Raw genomic sequence first — 22310 nt, forward strand, 5'->3', positions numbered from 1 at the left:
GTGATCGGCGTCGAAGCGGTCCACCGCCAGGCCCGCGCCGGCCAGGACGAGCGCGAGGACGGCGGCGGCCACGGGAACGGCGGCGGTGACGCCGCGCCTGGCACGGACGCCGGGGTCGCCCTTGAACCCGTACATTGGAGGGCCGGGAAACCGGAAAAGTTCGGCCACGACGCGGAATCGCATCGGCGGAACGGTCAAATGACCATCTATGGGCGGTCTGGGGATGTCATAGAGCCGCCATGCACAGCATGAGCCCCACCACGCCGCCCGTCCAGAGGGCAGGTCCCGTCAAAAGGTGTACGTGCGGGTGACCGCGGTGAGGTCGCCGTCCTCACGGGTGGCCGTCACGAGGCCGGGAGGGCGGGGCTGGAAGCCCGGCACGGTGGTGAGGCCGTCGGTCTCGGCGATGGCGGTGAGGCGGACCGGGCCCGTGCCGGCGACGCGCACGGTGAGGCGGGCGCCCCGGGCGGGGATGCCGCGGAAGCGGATCTCGGCGGGCCAGGTGGCGGTACGCCTGCCGGTCACCGGGACGGCGGCCGAACCGAAGCCGGCGGCGGACGCGGTGACCCGGGTGATCGGGCGGTCGAGCCGGATCGTCACCGAGCGGGCGCCCTTCCCCGCGGTCACCTGCAGGGTGAGCGTGTCGCCGTGGCGCTCCAGCAGGGTGACGCGCGGCCCGTCGGCCGTGATCGCGGGGGCCGGACCGGTCCACAGGGCACCCCGCGCGTAGCCGGGGGGCAGCCCCGAGGCGTCGTGGCCGGAGACGTATCGCCGGGTCCACTCGGCGGGGTCGGCGTCGGCGCTGACCCAGTGCGCGGCGCGATGCCGGCGTCCATGACGTACGCCAGGTGCGTGCGCCCAGGGTGATCGGCGTCGAAGCGGTCCACCGCCAGGCCCGCGCCGGCCAGGACGAGCGCGAGGACGGCGGCGGCCACGGGAACGGCGGCGGTGACGCCGCGCCTGGCACGGACGCCGGGGTCGCCCTTGAACAGCTCCGCGACCGGGAGCACGGTCAGCCCGTACAGCGCGAGGAGCAGCGCGCTCGCCCCGCCCAGCGCCAGCCCCATCCCGTCGAAGACGTTGCGGGCCAGCGAGGGCAGCAGCATGGCGGCCACGCCGGGCCGGCCGTCGCGGCCGCCACCCGCGCCCAGGCGGGCCCGCGCAGCAGCACGGCCACCGCCGCGCCGAGCGCGCACACCAGCGCCGGGAGGGTGAGCAGATACGCCGCTCCCGGGGCGAACCAGGTGGTGCTGTCGGCCATCGCGGCCAACATGATCACCGCGGCCAGGGTGACGAGCGCCGCCAGCCCCGCGAGCCCCCTCCTCGGAATGTCGAACATCTTCGCGGTCATGACCGGCAACGCTAGATCGGCCCGGCGGCCACGGTATGGGGTACATCTCCGGGTCCACCTGTGGTTTCCGCACCCCGGGGGCGGCGAATACCCACCCTGTTGGGAACCGTCCGGTTTGCTGGAGTTCTTCCAGGAGGTGTCCGGCCGGGGAGAGGAATCTTAAGTTTGGGCCTGGCGCGGGACCGAAACGCGAGTTACGTTCATCTGGCTGCGGCCGTCACCCCCCGTAAGAAGCCGGCGAAAAGGCCGCGTGGCCTGGGCGTACGGCTTCCGCCCGGCCGCGCGGCTCCGGGGGCGACTCCGTCCCGCCCGCCGTGGGAGCACGGGGCGCACCCGGAGTCATGCCCGCCGGTTGAGCACGGTCACCACGCCGACCCTGGAGCTCACGCCCAGCTTGGTGAACACTCGCGACAGATGCGTCTCGACCGTGCGGACGCTGAGGTAGAGCTTCTCGGCGATCTGCTGGTTGGTCTGCCCCTGGGCGACCAGTTCGGCGATCTCCATCTCGCGCGGCGACAGGCCGAGGTCGGTGCTGCGGCCGGACGGCCGCGCTGCGGCGCCCACGCGGACGCCGAGGCGGCGCTGTTCGCGCAGCGTCTGGGCGTACAGGTTGCGCGCGCCGCAGGCCTCGAAGACCTCGGCGGCGGATCGCAGCCGCGCGCGGGCCGACTTGCGCTCGCCCGCCTCGCCGTGCGCCACGCCCGCGACGAGCAGCGCGCGGCCCGCGTCGATCCGGCGCTCGGTGCCGAGCAGCGCGGCCGCCTCGCCGGCGAGCACGGCCGCCGCCGCGGGATCGCCAGGGCGTACGGCGTGCGCCCGCGCCAGCCTGGCCAGCCCCGCGAACGTGGGCAGCTCCGGCCGCGCCAGGTTGTCCGCCCGCCCGGCCCACACCGCGGCCTCGTCGGCCCTGCCGTCCCCGGCCATCGCCTGCGCCAGCGTCTCACAGCACCAAAGGAGCGTGCCGCGGTCCAGGCGCGGGGACCTGAACCGGTCGCACGCCTCCAGCGTGACCGCGGCCCCCTCCTCGACCCGGCCCGCGTTGATCAGGGCCAGGCCCCTGGCGTGGGCGGCCATCGCGCCCCACACCTCGCCGCCGCCGACCCCGGCGCTCACCGCCTCGTCGGCCGCGCGCAGCGCCTCGTCGTCCTCGCCCGCCCAGGACGCCGCCAGGCACTGCTGGGTGAGCGCAAAGACGAGCTGCTGCCCCGAACCGAGCAGGCGGGCGTCCTCGACGGACTCCTCGGCGGTCGTGCGCGCCTCGGCCAGGCGGCCCACCATGGCGAGGGTCCTGGCCTGCCCGGCGAGCAGGTTGGTCAGGATGTACGCCTGCCCGGTGGCGCGGGCGATGGCGGCGGCGCGGTCGAAGTGGCGCAGCGCCCCGGCGTAGCGGCCCATGCTCCACTGCGTCCAGCACAGCCAGGCGACGGCGTCGAGCCATTCGGCCAGGTGCTCGTCGGGTGCGATCTCCAGCCGGCTCTCGGCGATCTCGATGTACTTGACGGCCTCGGTGATCCGGCCCGCCGCGTAGGCGGGCATCGGCCGCATCGCGGCCACGCCGGTGGCCAGGCCGGGCTCCCAGTCCTCGGCGGCGTCGGGCATCAGGTCCAGCACCGCCTGGGCGGCCCGGAAGTCGACCCGCATCAGGCTCTCGGCCACCAGCCGCATCCGCAGCGGCACCGCCTCGGCCGCCTGCGGGTTGGGCATCTGGCGGAGCTCGTCGAGCAGCAGCGCGCGCGCCTCGTGCGGGCGGTCGAGCTGGCGTTCCATCAGCGCGCACAGCCGGGCCGCGCGGGCCCTTCTGGCGTAGTCGTCGGCCGGGAGCAGCCGGAGCAGCTCGCGGGCGGTGTCGCGGCCCTCCGCCAGCCGTCCGCTGACGCTTTGCACGTGGGCCAGTTCGAGCAGCAGCTCCAGCCGTTCGGGGGTCTCGGGCAGCAGCCGCAGGGCCGCCTGTAACCAGTGCGCGGCCGTCAGCGGCGCCCGGGCCGCGACCGTGCGGGCCGCCTCCACGAGGGTGTCCACCGCCCGCCGGTCGCCGAACGTGCCCGAGCGCTGCACGTGGTGGGCCCTGGCGACGGCGGGCGCGCCCAGGGCGGCGAGGTGGTCGGCGAGCCGCGCGTGCGCGGCGTAGCGCCAGCCGGGCGCGGCAGAGGCGTAGGCGGCGCTGCGCACGAGCGGGTGACGGAAACGGAACCTGGCCGCGTCGGCCGGGCGCGCCACGTCGCGGGCGACCATCTCGTTGAGCGCCCGCAGGACGTCCGGCTCGGGCATCTCCGCGGCCACCGCCACCAGGGCCGGCTCGAACTCGTCGGCGGTCACCGCGGCGGCCTGGGCGACCCGCAGCGCGGCCGGGGCGAGCCCGCTCAACTCGACGTCCAGGGCGGCGCCCGCGGCGGGCGGCAGCTCGGCCTTGCCGTCCTCGATCGCGAGCGGGCCGCCGCTCAGCCTGGCCAGCGTGTCCAGGTAGAACGGGTTGCCCCCGCTGGCCTCGTGCAACAGGCGGCGCACCGGCAGGCTCACCTCGGGCCCGAGCAGCTCGTCGGTCTGTTCCCGCGACAGCGGGCCGATCTCGACGCGCTCGCCCTTCCCGGCGACCGCGGCCAGCCGGGGCGCCGCCTGCGCGGGCCGGAACGCCACGGCCAGCAGCACGCCGCCGCGCGGCGGGTGGCGCACCAGGTGGTCCAGCAGCTCGACGGTGGTGGCGTCGGCCCAGTGCAGGTCGTCGAGGATCAGGGCCAGGCCGTCGGGCCCGGTCAGCTCCTCCAGCAGCAGCCGGACCGCGCGGTAGAGCCGGTAGCGCCCGAGCCCGCTCAGGTCGTCGGCCATCGGATGCCCGGGACCGCCGGGGGCGGCGTCGGCGAACGCCGGCAGCACGGCGGCCAGGAGGTCCATCTGGGTGGCGGGCAGCCGCTCGGCCAGGGCGGCCGCCTGGGGCTCCAGGTGGTCGTCCAGGGCGTCGATGAGCGGGCTGAGCGGGAACTCCTGCTCGAACTCCGAGGCCCGGCCGGCGAGGGTGGTCAGGCCGCGTCGCCTGGCGAGGTCGGCGAGCACGCCGAGCAGGCGGCTCTTGCCCACGCCGGGGTCGCCCACCACCGCCACGAGGCGGAACCCGCCCTCGGACGTCTCCTCCACGACGCGCGCCAGGGTGCGCAGCGCGTCTTCCCGCCCTACCAAGGCGGCACCGACGCGTGGCTGCATGGGGGGCGTCCTTTCCGTGGGCGCGTGTACCGCGGCCGACGCTTCATCATCGCGCGTCTGAGGGGTTTTCGTCAGCCCATTGCTCAGCGGTGGTGAGCGGGTATCTTTGCTCCTTATTAAGTAGGTTTTACGGGTTATCCTGTGAGGACGGCCGATGCCCCTGCCCGACTTCCTCATCGCCGGTGCCCCCAAGGCCGGTACGACGGCGCTGCACTCCGCACTGGCGAGGCACCCCTCGCTGCACATGTCCGCGGTCAAGGAACCGAAGTACTTCCTCACCGACGGCCCGCCCCCGAGCCGGGGCGGCCCCGGCGACGCCCGCACCTACCGCGAGCACGTCTGGCGCAGCCAGGACTACCTGGCCCTGTTCGAGGGCGCCCCGCCGGGCGCGCTGACCGGCGAGTCCACGCCGTTCTACCTCTACGACCGCGAGGCGCAGCGCCGCATCCACGCCGTGATCCCGCACGCCCGGCTGATCGTGGTACTGCGCGACCCGGTCGAGCGGGCCCACTCCAACTGGACCCACCTGTGGTCGGCGGGCCTCGAACCGCTCGGCGACGTGGTCCGGGCCTGCGCCAGGGAGCCCCGGCGGATCGCCGCGGGCTGGGCCCCGTTCTGGCACTACGTCTCCCTGGGCAAGTACGGCGAGCAGCTACGCGACCTCTACACGCTGTTCCCCCGCGAGCAGGTGCACGTCTTCCGCTACCGCGACCTGGTGGACACGCCCGCCGCCCCCCTGGACCGGATCTGCGCCTTCCTGGGCGTGGAGCCGGGGATCATCTCCGAGGTGCCCCGCGAGAACGTCACCGCCCACCCCGAGGCCACCTTCACCCATCGGCTGCTGTCGGGGTCGCTGCGCGCGTGGTCGGCGCTGCCCGGACGGCTCGGCGGGACGCTGGCCGAGTCGCTGGAGGGCCGGCTCCAACAGCGGGCGCGCGCCCGCCGTCCGCTCACCTGGGACCAGCGGAGCGCGCTCATCCCGTTCTTCGCCGCGGACATCGAGCTGCTCCAGCAGGTCACCGGCGAGGACTTCGGGGACTGGGTGCGCCCCCGCGAGCGGTCCGGCGGGCTGGTGGGGGCCCGGCCGCAGGGCCAGCGCCAGGCCCGCAACGGCCGGCCGCGCGACTCCGGCCCCGGCTGAACGGCGAGCCCCCGGCGGGATCGGCGCCTCTCAGCGCAACTCGGTGCGCAACTCGTGCGCCCCGTCCGCGCGCGCGTACTCGTAGTACAGCCGCCGGTGCCCGTCGGGGAGGTCGACGACGTCCAGGTAACGCAGGCCGCCCGCGCCGTGCGGGGAGGCGGCGGCCGGACCGGCCTCCAGCGGGACGAGACCGGCCGGGTCGGTGCCGACGGCCAGGCCGGCGCGCTCCTCGTAGTTCTCCGCCGCCGAGGCGCGCCCGTCGTAGGCCGCGACCAGGGCGTCACCGGCGAAGGTGACCGCGGCGACCCGCGCGCCGCGCGCGCCGGTCAGCGCGGTGCCGTGCCACGTCCACTTCAGCCCGTCGGCGCTGGTGGCGTAGTCGGTGACCATGCGATCGGCCTCGTCGGGGTCGGTGAGCGGGTGGCAGGAGGTTCACAAGTGCCAGATGCCGCCCCGCTGCATGATCACCGGGTCCTTCACTCCGGTCTTGGCGTCGCCGGGCAGCACGACCCGGCGGGTGCGCGGGTCGAAGCCCGCGGGGTCGGCGGCCTCCAGCATCTCCACGCGCCAGTGCTTGGTGCCGTGCGTGGCGCAGCTCAGGTAGATCCGCCAGCCGCCGCCGGGCAGCCGGACCAGCGCGGGCCGTTCCAGGGACTCCGCGTCCATCTCCTCGCTGGGGATGGTGAGCAGGGTCTCGAAGCGCACGCCGTCTCGCGACCTGGCGATGGCGACGGCGTGGCCGCGCCCGTGGCCGAGCGGGCGGCGCAGCCGGTAGGCCAGATGGATCAGGCCGTCGCTCGCGACCGCGCTGGCGGCTCCGGCCCAGTATCCCGGCTCCTGCCGCTCGGGCTCGACCGCCACGACCGAGCGGCGCGGATCCGGGACCATGGCGAGGACCCTCGGGTCGTTCTCTCCGATCAACACGGCCTCGACGATAGACGGGGCCAGGTGTTCGCTCATGCGGGATGCACCAATCATGGTCTCGGCTTCGACCGCTCTTTGGCCACATACCCTACTTGAATAGTCGGTTGGATCGGAAACCGACCCGCCCCGCCAGGACGCCTCCGCCCGAAGCCGCGCGCGGCTCAGGCGCGCGAGGCGGGCAGCGCGATGGCGGGGAACGGATTGTCCGGCAGCAGCACCAGCCGCGGCGTATCGCCCGGGGAGTCGGCGGCGTGCAGGTGGAGCAGGGCCGAGCCGATCCCGGCCGAGCCGACCATGTAGCCGGTGTCGGCGGTGACCTCCCAGGGCCGCAGCCGCCGGTATGCCTGGTACCAGCGGAAGCCGACGCCGTCGTGACCGGTGGCCGCGTCGATCAGGTGCTCGGCCACGTCGCGGGCGAACGAGAGGTACGTCTCGCGCCCGGTCGCGGTCCACAACCCGGCGAACAACTCCAGCAGCCCCGCCGCGCCGCAGCACTGGCAGGTGACGTTCCAGTAGCCGGGCGACTGGCGGTACGGCGCGCCGCTCTGCACGATGCCCCCGGCCAGCCGTTCGACCCAATCGAGGTCGCCCTGGTCGCCGGTGACGCGGTACAGCTCGTAGAACATCCGCGCCACGCCCGCCGAGCCCGAGCAGAAGCCCAGGTAGTGCAAGGTCCGCCCGTGCGGTACGTGGTGCGGCACGAGCGCGAAGCGCCCCGACACGGTGCTCACCGCGCGGACGAACTCCGCTCCTCTACGGGCCGCCTGGAGGAATGCGGCCTGCCCGGTCACGCCGTACATGCGGGCCATCAGGAAGGCGGTGCCCGCGGTGCCGGACAGGAAGCCCGGGGTGACCGCGTCTGCCGGGAGCCCCGCGCAGCCCTCCTCGCCGAACCGGTGGCCGGGCACGACCAGGTCGGCGATCCGGGCGGCCGCCTCCACGGCGGCCTCTTCGTACCGGGGCACGCCGTGGATGCCCGCCGCGTGCAGCAGCGCGAGCACGATGCCGCCGTCACCGCTCTGGGCGGGATCGCCCGTCCAGCCGGGGCCGCCGCGGAAGGAGCGCACGCCGGCCACGATGCGGTCGGCCGCCGCCCGCGAGGCGTCCTCGAACGACTCATCGCCCGTCACCCAGCCGGCCTCGGCCAGGGCGAAGGCGATGCCGGCCAGGCCGTGGTAGAGGGTCAGGTCGTGGCCGGAGGCGGCGGCGCGCTCGGTGGCGAGCGCGGCCAGGCCCCTGGCGCCCGCCCGGGCGTCGTCCAGATAGGACTCATCGCCCGTGGCGGCGGCCAGCTCCAGGAGGAACAGCACGATGCCGGCCGCCCCCGCGTACAGCGAGTGCGAGGGGCCCGCCGCGGCGGACCGGCCGCCCGGGTCAGGGTTGGCGCGCCAGGAGAGCACCCGCGGCTCGGCCGCGCGATGGGAGGACACCTCCACCGCCGCGGAGCGGATCCATCGCCCGGCGAGGACGGCGGCCTCAAGCGGGGTGCTCCCGCGCGGCCACGTCGGCCCGTCCGCAGTCATGTCCCCTCCCGCCGCCGAATACCTACTTATAATGTAGGTAATACATGGTTTGACGTCAACGCCCAACGGAGAACGGCGTATGCGTCCACCTTACGCCCGGCGCACACCCGGCCAGGGCGTCACTCCACGATGCCTTGGATCGTTATCATCCCGGTGAATCCAGAGCGTCCCGTCTCCCGTATTACACCTGCGCACAGGATCGGTCATATGGGTCTATAACGGGAGACCGCCCATGGATGTGGACTACCTGGTGATCGGAGCGGGACCGGCCGGGCTGCAGCTCGGCTACTTCCTGGGGAAGGCAGGGCGCGAATACGTCATCCTGGAGGCCGGAGCGACCCCGGGGACCTTCTACCGGACCTACCCCCGCCACCGCCGGATGATCTCGATCAACAAGCCGCACACCGGCTGGAGCGACCCCGAACTGGCCCTGCGCATGGACTGGAACTCCTTGCTCAGCGACGACCCGGAACTGCTCTTCACCCGCTACACCGAACGCTACTTCCCCGACGCGGGCGACTACGTCCGCTACCTCATCGACTTCGCCAAGGCCCACCGCCTCCCGGTCGTCCACGACTGCCCGGTGGAGCGGATCGAGCGCGAGGACGGCGGCTTCACCGTCCATGCCTCGGGCGGCCGGGTCTTCCGCGCCAGGCGCGTCGTGGTGGCCACCGGCTTCGGCCGGCCGTACCTGCCGCCCCTCCCGGGCATAGAGACCACCGAGCTGTACGGAGAGGTCTCCGTCGACCCCGACGACTTCACCGACCAGCGGGTACTGATCATCGGCAAGGGCAACTCCGCCTTCGAGACCGCCGACAACCTGGTGGAGAAGGCCGCCGTGATCCACCTGGCCGGCCCGGAGTCGATCAAGTTCGCCTGGCGCACGCACTTCATCGGCCACCTGCGCGCCGTCAACAACAACTTCCTGGACACCTACCAGCTCAAGACCCAGAACATGGTCTTGGACGCGACGATCCAGGACATCGAGCGACGAGATGGCGAATACCTGGTCACCATGGCGTACGCGCGCAGGGACAAGGTCGTGCGGCTGGCCTACGACCGGGTGATCACCTGCACCGGCTTCGCCATGGACGGCTCCATCTTCGGCCGGACCTGCCGCCCGCAGACCGCGATCCACGGCAGGTTCCCCGCGCTCACCCACGAGTGGGAGTCGGTGAACGTCCCCGGGCTCTACTTCGCCGGGACGCTCACCCAGGTCCGCGACTTCAAGAAGTACACCAGCGCCTTCATCCACGGGTTCAGGCACGGCATCCTCGCGCTGACCCGCGTCCTGGACCAGAAGTACGAGGGCGTCCCGTGGCCCGCCGCGCAGTTGCCCGCCGAGGCCGGCGCGGTGACCGACGCCGTGCTCGCCCGGCTCAACCGCTCCTCCGCGCTGTGGAGTCAGTACACCTTCCTGTGCGACCTGATCGTCCCCGGGCCCGGCGGGACGGTCGGCTACCTGGAGGAGGTGCCGGTGGACTACGCGCGGGCCAGGGGCGACCGGTCCTGTTTCGCGGTGACGCTGGAGTACGGGGCGGGCCACGACGCGATCGACCCCTTCGACGTGACCGTGGGCCGCGCCTGGGAGGCCGATCCCGGCCACGAGGACCGGTACATGCACCCTGTCATCCGCCACTACCGCAACGGCGAGCAGGTCGCCGCCCTGCACCTGGCCGAGGACATCTACAACGACTGGACCAGCGAGGACGAGCACCGCGCCCCGCTGCGCTCCTTCCTCGACCACTTCCTGGTCAAGGCGACGGCCTGCCGCCCGGCCAAGGCGGCGCGGACATGACGGCTCCGAGCCTGCCGCACGGCGCGCCGGTCAACGTCCGCGAGTTCGAGCAGGCGGCCCGCATGGTGCTCGATCCGGTGCACGACGACTACGTGCGGGGCGGCGCCCAGGACGAGGTGACCGTGCGCGCCAACGAGTCGGCCTTCGCCGGGCTGTGCCTGGTCCCCCGGGTGCTGCGGGGCGCGGGCGAGCCCGTGCTGCGCACGGCCGTGCTCGGGCACGAGGCGTCGATGCCGGTGGTGATCGCGCCCACCGCCTTCCACCGGCTCGTCCACCCCGACGCCGAGCGCGCCACGGCCAGGGCCGCCGCCGCCGAGGGCGTCATCATGATCGCCGCGATGCTGTCCACGGTGGCGATCGAGGACGTCGCCGCCGAGGCCCGCAAGGCCGCCACGGACCCCTGCCTGTGGTTCCAGCTCTACCCGCAGCCCGACCTGGGGTTCACCCGGGCCATCGTCCAGCGGGCCGAGGCGGCCGGGTGCCGCGCGCTCGTCGTCACCGCCGACTCCCCCGCGCTCGGCCGCGCCGAGCGCAACGACCGCAACGACTTCCACGACCTGCCGCCGGGCCTGCGCTGTGAGAACCTGCGCGAACTGCGCGGCGGGGAGCCGGGGTCGGTCCGCCAGGTGGTGCTCTCCCCGGAGATCTCCTGGCGGCACGTGGAGTGGCTGCGGGAGACGACGGACCTGCCGATCCTGGTCAAGGGCGTGCTGCATCCCGCGGACGCCGCCCTGGCGGCCGATCTCGGCGTGGACGGGATCATGGTGTCCAACCACGGCGGCCGGCAGCTCGACACCACCCCGCCGACCATCGCGCAGTTGCCCCGGATCGCCGAGGCGGTGGCGGGCCGGGTGCCGCTGCTGCTGGACGGCGGAGTACGGCGGGGCACCGACGTGATCAAGGCCCTCGCGCTGGGCGCGGCGGCCGTGGGGATCGGCCGCCCGGTCATGTGGGGCCTGGCCGTGGCCGGCGAGGACGGGGTGAGCGCGGTCCTTTCGATGCTGCGGCGGGAGCTGGCCAACGCGCTCGCCCTGTGCGGCTGCGCCGGTCCCGCGGACGTGCCCCGCGACCTGGTGATGGACATCTCGGCGAAGGAAGGATGCGCGCGGTGAAGGTGATCGGGGCGGGGATCGGCCGGACGGGGACGCTGTCGCTGAAGGCCGCGCTGGAACGCCTGGGCTATGCCCCCTGCTTCCACGGCAGGCACGTCCTGGACCACCCGGAACGGCTGGCCGCCTGGCAGGCCGCCGCCGACGGCGAGCGGGTGGACCTGCCCGCGCTGTTCGACGGTTACGCCGCGAGCGTCGACTGGCCGGGCGCGGCGTTCTGGCGCGAGCTGGTGGCGGCCTATCCGCAGGCCAAGGTGATCCTCACCGTCCGCGACTCGCAGAGCTGGTACGACAGCGTGGCCAAGACGATCTACCCGATGTTCGGCAGTTCGGCCGACCCCCGGGCGGCCGAGGCGCTGCGCGTGGTGCCCGGACTGGACGTGATGACCGACTTCACCCGGCGGCTGATCTGGGACGGGCCGTTCTTCGGCGGCCGCTTCGAGGACCGCGACCACGCGATCGCCGTCTTCGAGGAGCACAACGCCGCGGTGCGCCGGGAGGTGCCCGCCGAGCGGCTGCTGGTGATCGAGCCGGGCTCGGGGTGGGAGCCGCTGTGCTCCTTCCTGGGCGTCGATCCGCCGGACGAGTCGTACCCGCACCTGAACGACCCCGGCCGGTTCTGGGGGCGGGTGGCCGCGCGGATGGCGGAGTCGCAGGCGAAGACGGCCGGGCGATGATCTTGCGGGCGGCCGCCGCCGCGGGGATCCTCAGCCTGCCGTACTGGCTGCCCAGGGCAGTGGTCGCGCTGCGGGTGCGGATCTTCACCGCGGTCAACGGGCGGCAGGGCGTGCCGATCCCGGGCGACGTGGTCCCGGTGTCGCGGTTCCGCGAGGTGTACTCCCACCCGGCGGCGGACGGGCGCAGCCGGGGCGCGGCCCTTTCCGACCTGTTCTGGTACTGGCTCGCCCCCGGCTCGCACGTCCACCAAGAGCACCTGGAGCCGGGCGAGCGGTACGACGAGGTGGCGCGTACGACCCGCGGCATCATGTCCATGCCGACCGCCGAGGCGGAGGAACTGGCGGCGCGCTGCGTGGCGCGGGCCGTCGCCCGGCTGCGCCGCCCCTCGACCGTGCGGCTGCGCGACCTGATGATGCCGGTCTGGGCGGAGTTCTTCTACGAGGTCGTCTTCGGCGAACGCTGCCCGCCGGAGGCCCGCGAGCTCATCGTGGCGCACGCCGACGACGTGGTGACGTCGCTGAAGTGCTGCGGCCTGCGGCACATGCGCGTCCGCGACCGGCTGACCTGCTACCTGCTCGGCGCCCTGGACCGGGTGCCGCATCGGCTGCCGAGCCGGCTGACCCGCCGCGAGCAGGCCTACTACCTTCAGGGCGCGTTCTTCAACACCGGCGTCGTGCAGCAGGCGGAGGCCACCGCCCACCTGATGATGGTGCTCGCCGCCCACTCGGGCGTCCAGGCGGAGCTGGCCGAGGCCGACGACCGGCGGTTCGACCATGTGATCGCCGAGACCATGCGGCTCTACCCGCTGTTCGGCGTCGCGCACCGGATCACCTCGGCGGACATCGAGGTGGACGAGGCCACCACGTTGCCCGCGGGCTCGGTGCTGTGCTTCAACTACCCCGAGTTCCACCGCACCGGATACGCCGAGCCCGACCGGTTCGACCCGGGCCGCTGGGAGGCCCTGACGGCCAGGCACGCCAACCACATCCCCTTCGGGATGGCCGCCAACCGGCCGTGCCCGGCCTGGCACCTGGCCCCGGCCGCGCTCCGGGGCGCCGCCCGCGAGCTGCTGCGCACGCTGTCCTTCCACACCTCGGCCCAGCACACCCGCTCGCTGCCCAACCGGGGGCCGTGCCTGGTGACGGCGCGCGGCGCCCGCCCCCGGGCCGGTGAGCTGACCTGGATGCGGATCAAGGACAGATGGGAGGACGTCTGGCGCAGCCCGCTCCAGCTCGTGCTCGGCACCTACATGGTGCTCGACGCCCGGCGCAAGGGGTTGTGCCGCCGGTACTTCGCCCGGACGGCCGATCCGGTGAAGGGCCCGGCGGATAATGAGGCGACGGGGCGATGCCCGCGCCCATAGGGTCGAGACGTGATCCACGAGTTCTCCCCGCGCCCGGCATGACGGAAGCGGATGATGAGGCCAGGCGCGTCCTCGGCCTGCTGTCGCAGCCCGACACCTGCGGGTGCTGTCGGCGCTGGTGCTGACCGGGCGGGCCGCCGACGCCGGTCTCCCGCCCGCCCTGACCGACCGGGCGCTGCGCCGCCTGGCGCGCGGCGGGAGAAGCGCCTGGTGGTGCTCCGGCACATCGCCACGCTCTTCGAGCCGGGCGTGCGCTACCCGGCAAAGGACGTCAACGTCGTGCTGCGCGCCTTCCACCACGACTTCGCCGCGCTGCGCCGCTACCTGGTCGACGAGTGCCTGCTCAGCAGGGCCGGCGACCTCTACTGGCGTAGCGGCGGCCCGGTGGAGGTCTGAGCGCGGCCCCGCTCAGGAGTCGCGGCGGGCGAGGAACTCGCTGAACGCGCCGACGGTGCCGGTGCGGTGGTCGTCCAGCCGCTGCACCAGGGCGTCGGCGTCACGGGCGCGCACCGCCTCGATGATCCCCCGGTGCTCGCGGTCCACCCGCTCGCGGTTGCTCTCCTGGCCGTAGTACAGCGAGCGGTAGACGTCGGTGGCGTCCCACAGGATGTTGAGGAACTTGCACAGCCTCGCCATCCCCGCCGCGTCGATCAGGGTGAAGTGGAAGCGCCGGTTGGCCGTGGCCATGGCGATGATCTCCCCGGACTTGGCGGCGGCGACCACGTCTTCGTGCGCCTCCTCCAGCCGCTCGATGTCCTCGTCGGTCATCTTGTCGATGGCCCGGCGGACGGCCTCCTCCTCCAGGATCTGGCGCAGCCGGTAGACCTCCAAAAAGTCTTCGAGGGCCAGCTCGGCCACCATGTATCCGCGCCGTGGCCGGTAGATCACCTGGCCCTCGCCCTCAAGGATCTTCAGGGCCTCGCGGAGCGGCACGCGGCTGACCCCGAGCTGCTCGGCGAGGGCGTCCTGCCTGATCGGGCTGCCGGGCGCGAGCCTGCCGGTGAGGATGGCCCGCCGCAGGTGGTCCAGCACGTACTGCTGAGTGGTCTGAGGTGGTCCTGACGTGAAGCTCATCGGGGTGCGTCTCCCCCTTCGGGTCAGGCGTGATCATACCGTGGGCGGTGAGCCGAGTTGGCTATTGCGCTAGGATTTTGGATCCAATATAAATTCTAGCAAGCCGCGACGACTTGCCCGCCGCGACTCGATGACCGAATCTTATTCTGGATGATCAGGGACGATCCGGGAGGTAGCCATCAGCCGACCATCCGACAACGGTGACCGTCCCGCGCAGGCGGCCCCGCCGCTCGCCGGAGTGCGGGTGGCGGACTTCTCCCGCGTGCTGGCCGGGCCGTACGCGACCATGCTCCTGGCCGAACTGGGTGCTGAAGTGATCAAGGTCGAGCACCCCGTGCACGGCGACGAGACCCGCTCGTGGGGCCCGCCGGAGGCCGGCGGCGAGGCCGCCTACTACCTGGCGGTCAACCGCAACAAGCAGAACATCGCGCTGAACCTGAAGCACCCTGACGGCCGCGCGGTCGCGCGGCGGCTGTGCGACGGCGCCGACGTGATCATCGAGAACTTCCGGCCCGGCGTGGCCGACCGGCTGGGCATCGGGTACGAGACGGTACGGCGGAGCAACCCCGGCGTCGTCTACTGCTCGATCACCGGATTCGGCGGCGCGGACCGGCCCGGATTCGACGCCGTCGTCCAGGCCGAGAGCGGCCTGATGCACATCACCGGCGAGACCCCGACCAAGGTCGGCGTGGCCATCGCCGACGTGCTCGCCGGGCTCAACGCCGCCGTGGCCATCCTCGGGCCGCTGCACCGGCGGGCGCTGACCGGGACCGGCTGCCGGGTCGAGGTCTCCCTGCTGCACTCGGCGCTTTCCGGACTGGTCAACGTGGCGCAGAGCGCCCTGGTCACCGGCGAGGAGGCCGGGCGCTACGGCAACGCGCACCCCACCGTCGTGCCGTACCAGACCTTCGGGACCGCCGACGGGGAGATCACCGTCGCGGCCGGGAACGACGGCCTCTACCGCGCGCTGTGCCACGCCATGGGCCGCCCCGACCTGGCCGAGGACCCGCGCTTCGACAGCAACCCCGTGCGGATCGTCAACCGCGACGCGCTCATCGCCGAGCTTGAGGCCGTGTTCGGTACCCGCACCGCCGGGGAGTGGACGAGTGTGCTCACCGAGGCCGGAGTGCCGGTCGGCAAGATACGCGGGGTGCTGGAGGCCATCCGCGCCGCGGACGAGCCGGCCACCGTCACCGTCGCCCACCCGACCGCCGGGCCGCTCGAACTCATGCGCACCGGCTTCGCGGTCGGCGGCTACACGCCCAGGACGGACCCGCCGCCGCTGCACGGTCAGCACACCAGGCGACTACTGGCCGAACTCGGCCTCACCGAGGCGGAGATCGGCCGCCTGGAGCAGGCCGGAGTCGTCCGCCAGGCCGCCGATCCGCCCCTGCCACACTCGACATCGCCCGACCCGTCCGTGCCCAAGGAGAGCAGATGAACACGCCCGACCCGCACGACTTCCTCGCCGTGGACCGCGACCTTTCCGAAGAGGAACGGGCGATCCGCGACACCGTCCGCGACTACTCGCGGACCGAGCTGCTGCCCCACGTCGCCGACTGGTTCGACGAGGGCACCATCGCCGACCCGCGCGGCGTCGCCAAGGGGTTCGGCGCGCTCGGGGTGTTCGGCATGCACCTGTCCGGGTACGGCTGCGCCGGCACCAACGCGGTCAGCTACGGCCTGGCCTGCCGGGAGCTGGAAGCGGTGGACAGCGGGCTGCGCAGCTTCGTCTCGGTGCAGGGGTCGCTGGCCATGACCGCGATCCACCGCTACGGCAGCGAGGAGCAGCGCCAGGAGTGGCTGCCCCCGATGGCGGGCGGCGACGCCATCGGCTGCTTCGGCCTCACCGAGCCCGACTCGGGCAGCGACCCCGGCTCGATGCGGACCCGGGCCAGGCGCGACGGCTCGGACTGGGTGCTCAGCGGCACCAAGATGTGGATCACCAACGGGTCGATCGCCGACGTGGCGATCGTTTGGGCGGCCACCGACGAGGGCATCCGCGGCTTCCTCGTGCCGCGCGGCACGCCGGGCTTCTCCGCCAACGTGATCCACAAGAAGCTCTCGCTGCGCGCGTCGATCACCTCCGAGCTGGTCCTGGACGAGGTACGGCTGCCGGACGCGGCCCGGCTGCCCGCCGCGGACGGGCTGCGCGCCCCGCTGTCGTGCCTCAGCGAGGCGCGGTACGGCATCGTTTGGGGCGCTGCGGGCGCGGCGCGGGCGTGCCTTGAGGCCACCCTGGACTACACGGGCAGCCGGGTGCAGTTCGGCCGGCCGATCAGCGGCTTCCAGCTCACCCAGCGCAAGCTCGCCGACATGCTGGTGGACGTCAACCAGTCGATGCTCACCGCCCTTCAGATCGGCCGGCTCAAGGACGCCGGGCAGGCCCACCACTCCCACATCAGCTTCGGGAAGATGGCGAACGTCCGCGCCGCCCAGCGGGTGGCCGCGCTCGCCCGGGGCCTGCACGGGGCCAACGGCGTCACGCTGGAGTACCCCGTCATGCGGCACATGGCCAACCTGGAGTCGGTCGCCACCTACGAGGGCACCGAGGAGGTCCACGCCCTCACCCTCGGCCAGACGCTCACCGGCGTCCCGGCCTTCCGCTGACGCCCGGCGGGGCGTCCCGGTACGCCGGGACGCCCCGCAGGTCAGCGGCCGGGCTTGTAGAAGACGCGCTCGGGCCGGATCCGCACGTTCACCCGGCGGTCGCCCTCCTCCCTCGCGGGATAGACGTCGACGCCGAGGTACTTCTTGGCGAGCAAGTCGAGGGTCTCCTCGGCGCCCTCCTCCTCCAGCAGGGCCGTGGCGGACACGCTCACCGCGTGGTAGGGGTCGTCCGGGTCGAGCACGCTGAGCGAGACCCGCGGGTTCCGGCGCAGGTGACGCTCCTTGGCCCGGCCGACGAGCGTGCTGACGAGGATGTCGTCACCGTCGAGGTAGGTCCACACGACGGTGCTGTGCAGCGAGCCGTCTGGCCGTATGGTGGTCAGCCAGCCGCACACCGGCCGGTCGATCAGCGCCTTCTCCGCGTCGCCGAGTTCGGCCACCGCTGCCTCCTTGCGATTCGGGGGTTTCTTGATCGGGCGAAACATATCGGCGCGTGCATCCATTCCGCACTCTGCCCACGATCGGGGCCGTCGGTTAAGGTGGCGTGCGATGGCCAAGCACACGATCACTGTGACCTGGGACGAGATCCCCGCCGACGCCGATCCGGACGCCCTGGTCGGCGGCGCGTTCCGCGGTTACCGCTGCGATTGCGGCCTGCCGCTGGACCGCCGGGTGACCGCCGAATTGCACGCCATGGAGAACGACATGTGCTCCACCTGCCTCGGCGCCGCCGAGGAGGTGGTGGTGCCCGGCTTCGCGCGTCCCTGTACGGCGTGCGCGAGCACCGGCAGGCGCGGCCCGCAACTCGTGTGGCAGGCCGCCTACGGCGAGGCCGAGCAAGTGATCACGATCGGCCTGCTGCGCCGGGTGGTGCGCGGCCTGCCCGAGCCGTTCGCGCTGTCGCGGGCGGCCGACGAGGTACGGGCGCTGCTCGGCCTGCCCCCGGGCCGGCTGCCGGTCGGCCCGCGGGTCCGCGACCTGCTCCAGCGGCTCGCCGAGGAGGGCGAGATCGCGCTGGCCTCGGCCCCCGACGAGCTGCTGCACGGCACGGAAGTGGTCCTGTACCGCGACCCGCTGTGGCGGCGGGTGCCGCCGCCGCTCAACGGGGCATCGTGAGCAGGCCGAGCGCGTCCTGCTCGCCGCGGCCCCTGATCACCTCGTTGATCGCCTCGGTCAGCTCCGAGCGCGTGTAGGGGCCCATCGGGAGCTCGTTGAGGTGGGCCAGGATGGCGGCGGGCACGTGCAGATGCTCCGACGCCCTGCCGTACACCTCGCGGCGCGTCACCCGGTCGTGGTCGCGGAAGACCTCGTCCAGGACCCGCTGTAGTTCCTCCACCCCGGCGTGTCCCTGTTCGGTCATGTGATCCCCTCCGTAGGGCCGCGTACCCGGGAGGGCCCGCCCTATCCGCCCTCGCCCGGGTTTTTGGCCGCCACTTGGGTTTGACCCCGGCCTGTACGGAAAGCCGGACCGCAGGATCCGAGAGGAGGGGCATGCCGTGCTTGCACTCACCGACACGGCGGTGACCGCGATACGGGACCTGATGGTCGGCGAGGACCTGCCCGCGGACGCCGGGCTGCGCATCACCCTGAAATCGGGCGATGACGCGTCCTTGGAGCTGTCCCTGGCCAGCGCGCCCCGCCCGGGCGACCAGGTGATCGAGAAGTCGCAGGCCCGGGTCTTCCTCGACCCCGCGGCCGCCGAACTGCTGAGCGACCGTTCGCTGGACGCCGACGTGCCGCCGACCGGCCATCCCGTCTTCCGCCTCCCTCGTAGGTCCGGGGCCGGGTGAACGGGGGCGGCCGGGTCGCCCGAGGTCAGAGGTCGCGGTCGAGGGTCTCCGGGAGCGCCAGTACGCAGGCCAGGCTGAGCGCCGCCATCGCGGCCACGTAGATCCCGACGCCCGTGGTGCCGAGACCGCCCCGCTGCATGGCGGTCGCGGCCAGCGGCGGCACCGCCCCGCCGAGCACGCCGCCGAGGCTGTAGGCGACCGACGCGCCGCTGTAGCGGAACTCGGTACGGAACAGCTCCGGCAAGAACGCGCCCATCGGCCCGAACGCCAGGCCCATCAGCCCGAGCGCGCCGGCCAGCGCGACCCCCGCCAGGACCACCGAACGGGTCTCCAGCAGCGGGAACATCACCAGCCCCCACACCACCGACAAGCCGGCGGCGCAGATGAGCACGCGCCGCCGCCCCAGCCGGTCCGACAGCGACGAGGAGACGATCGTCCCCGCGGCCATGAAGACCACGCCCAGCATGGTCGACCCCAGCATCGTGGTGCGCGGGATGCCGAGGGTGGCGGTCGCGTACGACAGGCAGTAGGTGGTGGCGGTGTAGAAGAGCGTGTAGGAGATCACCATGGCGCCCGCGCCGAGCAGGACCCGCCGCCACTGGTGGCGGATGAGCCCGGCGAACGGCACCCGGGCGATCCTCCGCTGGTCCATCGCGGCCTGGAACACGGGCGTCTCGGAGATCTTGAGCCGGACGTACAGGCCGATGAGGACCAGCAGCAGGCTGGCCACGAACGGCAGCCGCCAGCCCCAGCCCGCGAACTGCCCCTCGGTCAGCGTCGCGCCGAGGACGAGGAACAGGCCGTTGGCGGCGATGAACCCGACCGGCGGGCCGAGCTGGGGGACATCGCGTACAGGCCGCGCCTGCCGGGCGGGGCGTGCTCGGTGGCCAGCAGCGCCGCGCCGCCCCACTCCCCGCCCAGCCCGACGCCCTGCATGAAGCGCAGCAGCACCAGCAGTGTGGGCGCGGCCACGCCGATCGCCGCGTAGCCGGGCACCAGGCCGATCGCCACCGTGGAAAGGCCCATCAGCAGCAGCGAGACGACCAGCATGGACTTGCGCCCGATCCGGTCGCCCCAGTGCCCGAAGATCGCCGAGCCGAGCGGCCGGGACAGGAAGGCAACCGCGAAGGTGGAGAACGCGGCCAGCGTGCCCGCCAGCGGGTCGAGCTGCGGGAAGAAGGCGGTGTTCAGCACCAGCGCGGCGGCGGTGCCGTAGATGTAGAAGTCGAGAACTCGATCGCGGTGCCGATCAGGCTGGCGGCCGCGATCCTGGAACGGGCGGGCCGTCCGGCGAGGGGAAGGGTCATCCGTGTCTCACGAGAGCGTGCTGGGTCTGGGCTGGGAGCACGCTAGCACCCGTTGACAGATGCTCTGACACCCTCTGACGGCTCTTGTCGTCATGTGGACACCGCGGCCCGATGCGGGCACCGCGGCCCGCGTCCGCTCAGGGGATCAGCACGACCTTGCCCATGGTCTGGCGGGTCTCCAGGGCGGCGTGCGCCTGCGCGGCGTCCTTCAGGGCGAACTCCTGCACGGACGGCGTCAGCGCGCCGGACCCGGCGGCGGCGAGCGCGCGCTCCTCCAGTTCCCGGATGCCGCCGGGGCGCTTCAGCAGCCGCGGGCCGATCGGGACGGCGGCGGTCAGGCCGCGCTCGTAGAGGGCCGCCGTGGTGATCTCCACCGGGCCGCCCGCCGTGTCGGACCAGCCGAACAGCATCAGCCTGCCACCGGGGGCGAGCAGGTCCATCGCGAACCGCCCGGCCTCGCCGCCGACGCCGTCGAGGGCCACGGTCGCGGCCTGGCCCGCGAGGGCCTGCCGTACGGTGTCCTGCCAGCCGGGGAGGGTGTAGTCGAAGGCGTGGTCCGCGCCCAGCTCCTTGGCCCTGGCCACCTTGGCGGGGCCGCCGGCGAGGGCCACGACGGTCGCGCCCGCGTTGCGGCCGGCCTGGACCAGCAGGCCGCCGATGCCGCCCGCGGCGGCCGTCACCACGGCGACGTCGCCCGCGGCCAGGGCGGCCGCCTCCAAGATGCCCATGGTGGTGCGCCCGGTGCCGATCATGGCCACCGCCCCGGCGAAGTCCACGCCGTCAGGCACCTCGTGTACGGCGGCCACGTCGCGTACCGCGAGTTCGGCGTACCCGCCGGGGACCATGCCCAGGTGGGCGACGACGCGGCGGCCGAACCAGGACTCCGCGACGCCTTCACCGAGGGCGTCCACGACCCCCGCGACCTCCCGGCCCGGGATGGTCGGCAGTTCGGGCGCGGCCATCGGCCCATTGGCGGTGCCCGCCCTGATCATCGTGTCCACCAGGTGCACCCCCGCCGCCCGCACCGCGATGCGCACCTGGCCGGGACCGGGCACCGGGTCGGCGGCCTGCTCGTAGGTCAGGTTCTCCGCCGGTCCGAAGGCGTGCAGCCGGATCGCGCGCATGTCTGTCCACCCCTTTTGTCGTTGACCAGAGCCCACGATGCAACCTCAAGTCAGGTCGAGGTCAACCGCGCCGGGAAAACCGGTTACCCCGGCGGGCCGGCGTAGCGGACGATGGGCGGCATGTTCCGGCACGCGCTGTTCCCGACGACGCCCGCACCCGCGGGCGCGCCGGCGCGTGCCTCGATGCCCTGCACCGCGGCGCTCTCCGGCGGCGTCGAGCGCTGACCCTTTCCCGGTCGTCCTTGGTGACCCGGCGGGGAAGGGTCGAGCGAGCGTGCGGGTCGCCATCTCAAGGCACCACCGGGCATCGAAGGAAGAACCATGGCCAAGCGGGCCTACACGCGCACCAAGTCGCACCTCAACATCGGCACGATGGGGCACGTGGACCACGGCAAGACGACGCTCACCGCGGCGATCACGAAGGTGCTCGCCGAGCGCGGCGGGGCGAAGTACGTGCCGTTCGAGCGGATCGACCGCACGCCGGAGGAGGCGGTGCGGGGCATCACCATCAACATCTCGCACGTCGAGTACGAGACGGCCGACCGGCACTACGCCCACGTGGACATGCCCGGCCACGCCGACTACGTGAAGAACATGATCACGGGGGCGGCGCAGCTCGACGGGGCGATCCTGGTCGTGTCCGGGCAGGACGGGATCATGCCGCAGACCCGCGAGCACGTGCTGCTCGCCCGCAGGGTCGGCGTCGAGCACGTCGTGGTCGCGCTCAACAAGGCCGACGGGGCCGACCCTGAGCTGCTCGACCTGGTCGAGCTGGAGCTGGGCGAGCTGCTGGCCGAGCACGGGTACCACGACGTGCCCATGGTCCGGGTCTCCGGGCTGCGCGCGCTGGCCGGCCACCCGGACTGGACGGCCTCGATCGAGTCGCTGCTGCGCGCGGTGGACGAGCACGTGCCGGTGCCGGTGCGCTACACCGACGCGCCGTTCCTGCTGCCGGTGGAGAACGTGCTCACCGTCACCGGGCGCGGCACGGTGGTGACCGGCGCCATCGAGCGCGGCACGGTCCGGGTGGGCGACACCGTCGAGACGGTCGGCCTGGCCGACGGCTTCACCGCGGTGGTGACCGGGGTGGAGACGTTCGGCAAGACGATGGAGCGCGGCGAGGCGGGCGACAACGCGGCGGTGCTGCTGCGCGGGGTGCGCAGAAAGCAGGTACGGGTCTCGGAGTCTCCAGTGCGACCGGGGTCTCCGAGGCCGCCGGGGCGGGGCGTGGCCGGGTACCCGGGTGATGCTCAGCCGGGCCAGCCTGACCAGTGGTCCACGGTGATCAGTATGGCGGGGCCGGGTACCCGGGTGATGCTCAGC

General features: G+C 73.2%; 25 protein-coding genes. 11 read left to right on the plus strand and 14 right to left on the minus strand.

Features of this window, described 5'->3' with window-relative positions:
• The 5 genes from C1I98_RS40460 to C1I98_RS13240 form a co-directional block, all read right to left on the minus strand.
• The coding region (locus C1I98_RS40460; RefSeq protein ID WP_146607411.1) for a hypothetical protein at window positions 1-183 on the minus strand (183 nt) is incomplete at its 3' end.
• Window positions 184-288: 105 nt separating this feature from the next.
• Window positions 289-627 (minus strand): hypothetical protein, encoded by a 339-nt coding sequence (locus tag C1I98_RS13230; RefSeq protein ID WP_111167463.1) that lies wholly within the window; start codon window positions 625-627, stop codon window positions 289-291.
• Window positions 624-1106: a hypothetical protein gene (locus C1I98_RS40465; RefSeq protein WP_158558014.1), complete on the minus strand. Its 483-nt coding sequence runs from the start codon at window positions 1104-1106 to the stop codon at window positions 624-626. The genes C1I98_RS13230 and C1I98_RS40465 overlap by 4 nt, the downstream gene beginning before the upstream one ends.
• Window positions 1013-1351 (minus strand): hypothetical protein, encoded by a 339-nt coding sequence (locus tag C1I98_RS41355; RefSeq protein ID WP_158558015.1) that lies wholly within the window; start codon window positions 1349-1351, stop codon window positions 1013-1015. The genes C1I98_RS40465 and C1I98_RS41355 overlap by 94 nt, the downstream gene beginning before the upstream one ends.
• A 339-nt stretch (window positions 1352-1690) precedes the next feature.
• Complete coding sequence (locus C1I98_RS13240; protein ID WP_111167465.1) at window positions 1691-4546, minus strand: helix-turn-helix transcriptional regulator; 2856 nt, start codon at window positions 4544-4546, stop codon at window positions 1691-1693.
• 154 nt (window positions 4547-4700) lie between these two features.
• On the opposite strand from C1I98_RS13240, the gene C1I98_RS13245 reads away from it, so the two are divergent.
• Window positions 4701-5687: a sulfotransferase family protein gene (locus tag C1I98_RS13245; protein WP_111167466.1), complete on the plus strand. Its 987-nt coding sequence runs from the start codon at window positions 4701-4703 to the stop codon at window positions 5685-5687.
• A gap of 30 nt (window positions 5688-5717) precedes the next feature.
• On the opposite strand, the gene C1I98_RS43840 is transcribed toward C1I98_RS13245, so the two are convergent.
• The 3 genes from C1I98_RS43840 to C1I98_RS13255 all read right to left on the minus strand — a co-directional run bounded on the left by C1I98_RS43840 (window position 5718) and on the right by C1I98_RS13255 (window position 8134).
• Window positions 5718-6077: a hypothetical protein gene (locus C1I98_RS43840; protein ID WP_233507845.1), complete on the minus strand. Its 360-nt coding sequence runs from the start codon at window positions 6075-6077 to the stop codon at window positions 5718-5720.
• A 42-nt stretch (window positions 6078-6119) separates the two neighbouring features.
• Window positions 6120-6611, minus strand: a complete 492-nt coding sequence (locus tag C1I98_RS43845) for a hypothetical protein (protein WP_233507846.1) — start codon at window positions 6609-6611, stop codon at window positions 6120-6122.
• A gap of 161 nt (window positions 6612-6772) precedes the next feature.
• Entirely contained in the window at window positions 6773-8134 is a 1362-nt protein-coding gene (locus C1I98_RS13255) for a lanthionine synthetase LanC family protein (RefSeq protein ID WP_111167467.1), read from the minus strand.
• 232 nt (window positions 8135-8366) lie between these two features.
• Between C1I98_RS13255 and C1I98_RS13260 the strand changes: the two genes are divergently transcribed.
• The 5 genes from C1I98_RS13260 (at window position 8367) to C1I98_RS46335 (ending at window position 13478) form a co-directional block, all read left to right on the plus strand.
• On the plus strand, window positions 8367-9932 hold the full coding sequence (locus C1I98_RS13260; RefSeq protein WP_111167468.1) for an NAD(P)-binding domain-containing protein: 1566 nt from the start codon (window positions 8367-8369) through the stop codon (window positions 9930-9932).
• Window positions 9929-11044: an alpha-hydroxy acid oxidase gene (locus C1I98_RS13265; RefSeq protein WP_111167469.1), complete on the plus strand. Its 1116-nt coding sequence runs from the start codon at window positions 9929-9931 to the stop codon at window positions 11042-11044. The genes C1I98_RS13260 and C1I98_RS13265 overlap by 4 nt, the downstream gene beginning before the upstream one ends.
• On the plus strand, window positions 11041-11718 hold the full coding sequence (locus tag C1I98_RS13270) for a sulfotransferase family protein (protein WP_233507847.1): 678 nt from the start codon (window positions 11041-11043) through the stop codon (window positions 11716-11718). Before C1I98_RS13265 ends, C1I98_RS13270 begins: the two co-directional genes overlap by 4 nt.
• The gene (locus C1I98_RS13275) at window positions 11715-13082 is read left to right on the plus strand and encodes a cytochrome P450 (protein WP_111167471.1); all 1368 of its coding nucleotides are present in this window, start codon (window positions 11715-11717) and stop codon (window positions 13080-13082) included. The genes C1I98_RS13270 and C1I98_RS13275 overlap by 4 nt, the downstream gene beginning before the upstream one ends.
• 210 nt (window positions 13083-13292) lie before the next feature.
• Window positions 13293-13478 (plus strand): DUF2087 domain-containing protein, encoded by a 186-nt coding sequence (locus tag C1I98_RS46335; protein WP_233507848.1) that lies wholly within the window; start codon window positions 13293-13295, stop codon window positions 13476-13478.
• 12 nt (window positions 13479-13490) lie between these two features.
• Here C1I98_RS46335 and C1I98_RS13285 read toward each other — a convergent pair whose 3' ends face one another.
• Complete coding sequence (locus C1I98_RS13285; RefSeq protein WP_111167473.1) at window positions 13491-14156, minus strand: GntR family transcriptional regulator; 666 nt, start codon at window positions 14154-14156, stop codon at window positions 13491-13493.
• Between the two features lie 178 nt (window positions 14157-14334).
• On the opposite strand from C1I98_RS13285, the gene C1I98_RS13290 reads away from it, so the two are divergent.
• Window positions 14335-15597: a CaiB/BaiF CoA transferase family protein gene (locus C1I98_RS13290; protein ID WP_199536912.1), complete on the plus strand. Its 1263-nt coding sequence runs from the start codon at window positions 14335-14337 to the stop codon at window positions 15595-15597.
• The gene (locus C1I98_RS13295) at window positions 15594-16766 is read left to right on the plus strand and encodes an acyl-CoA dehydrogenase family protein (RefSeq protein WP_111167475.1); all 1173 of its coding nucleotides are present in this window, start codon (window positions 15594-15596) and stop codon (window positions 16764-16766) included. The genes C1I98_RS13290 and C1I98_RS13295 overlap by 4 nt, the downstream gene beginning before the upstream one ends.
• A 41-nt stretch (window positions 16767-16807) precedes the next feature.
• Here the strand turns inward: C1I98_RS13295 and C1I98_RS13300 are convergent, their stop codons facing one another.
• Window positions 16808-17206: a PPOX class F420-dependent oxidoreductase gene (locus C1I98_RS13300; protein ID WP_111167476.1), complete on the minus strand. Its 399-nt coding sequence runs from the start codon at window positions 17204-17206 to the stop codon at window positions 16808-16810.
• 109 nt (window positions 17207-17315) lie between these two features.
• On the opposite strand from C1I98_RS13300, the gene C1I98_RS13305 reads away from it, so the two are divergent.
• On the plus strand, window positions 17316-17882 hold the full coding sequence (locus C1I98_RS13305) for a hypothetical protein (RefSeq protein WP_111167477.1): 567 nt from the start codon (window positions 17316-17318) through the stop codon (window positions 17880-17882).
• On the opposite strand, the gene C1I98_RS13310 is transcribed toward C1I98_RS13305, so the two are convergent.
• Window positions 17866-18126, minus strand: a complete 261-nt coding sequence (locus C1I98_RS13310) for a hypothetical protein (RefSeq protein WP_111167478.1) — start codon at window positions 18124-18126, stop codon at window positions 17866-17868. The two genes, C1I98_RS13305 and C1I98_RS13310, sit on opposite strands and share 17 nt — an antisense overlap.
• A gap of 136 nt (window positions 18127-18262) precedes the next feature.
• Between C1I98_RS13310 and C1I98_RS13315 the strand changes: the two genes are divergently transcribed.
• On the plus strand, window positions 18263-18556 hold the full coding sequence (locus tag C1I98_RS13315) for a HesB/IscA family protein (protein ID WP_111167479.1): 294 nt from the start codon (window positions 18263-18265) through the stop codon (window positions 18554-18556).
• A gap of 25 nt (window positions 18557-18581) precedes the next feature.
• Here C1I98_RS13315 and C1I98_RS13320 read toward each other — a convergent pair whose 3' ends face one another.
• From C1I98_RS13320 to C1I98_RS13325, 3 genes are all read right to left on the minus strand, one after another.
• Entirely contained in the window at window positions 18582-19370 is a 789-nt protein-coding gene (locus C1I98_RS13320) for an MFS transporter (RefSeq protein ID WP_267898044.1), read from the minus strand.
• Window positions 19328-19750 carry an MFS transporter gene (locus tag C1I98_RS45025; RefSeq protein WP_267898042.1) on the minus strand — a complete coding sequence of 141 codons (423 nt, stop codon included), beginning with the start codon at window positions 19748-19750 and terminating at the stop codon, window positions 19328-19330. Before C1I98_RS45025 ends, C1I98_RS13320 begins: the two co-directional genes overlap by 43 nt.
• A gap of 250 nt (window positions 19751-20000) precedes the next feature.
• Window positions 20001-20987 (minus strand): zinc-binding dehydrogenase, encoded by a 987-nt coding sequence (locus tag C1I98_RS13325; protein WP_111167480.1) that lies wholly within the window; start codon window positions 20985-20987, stop codon window positions 20001-20003.
• Between the two features lie 321 nt (window positions 20988-21308).
• On the opposite strand from C1I98_RS13325, the gene C1I98_RS13330 reads away from it, so the two are divergent.
• On the plus strand, window positions 21309-22310 hold a 1002-nt coding region (locus C1I98_RS13330; RefSeq protein ID WP_111167481.1), incomplete at its 3' end, for an elongation factor Tu.

This window comes from Spongiactinospora gelatinilytica, from assembly GCF_003236385.1.
Classification (GTDB): Bacteria; Actinomycetota; Actinomycetes; order Streptosporangiales; family Streptosporangiaceae; genus Spongiactinospora; species Spongiactinospora gelatinilytica.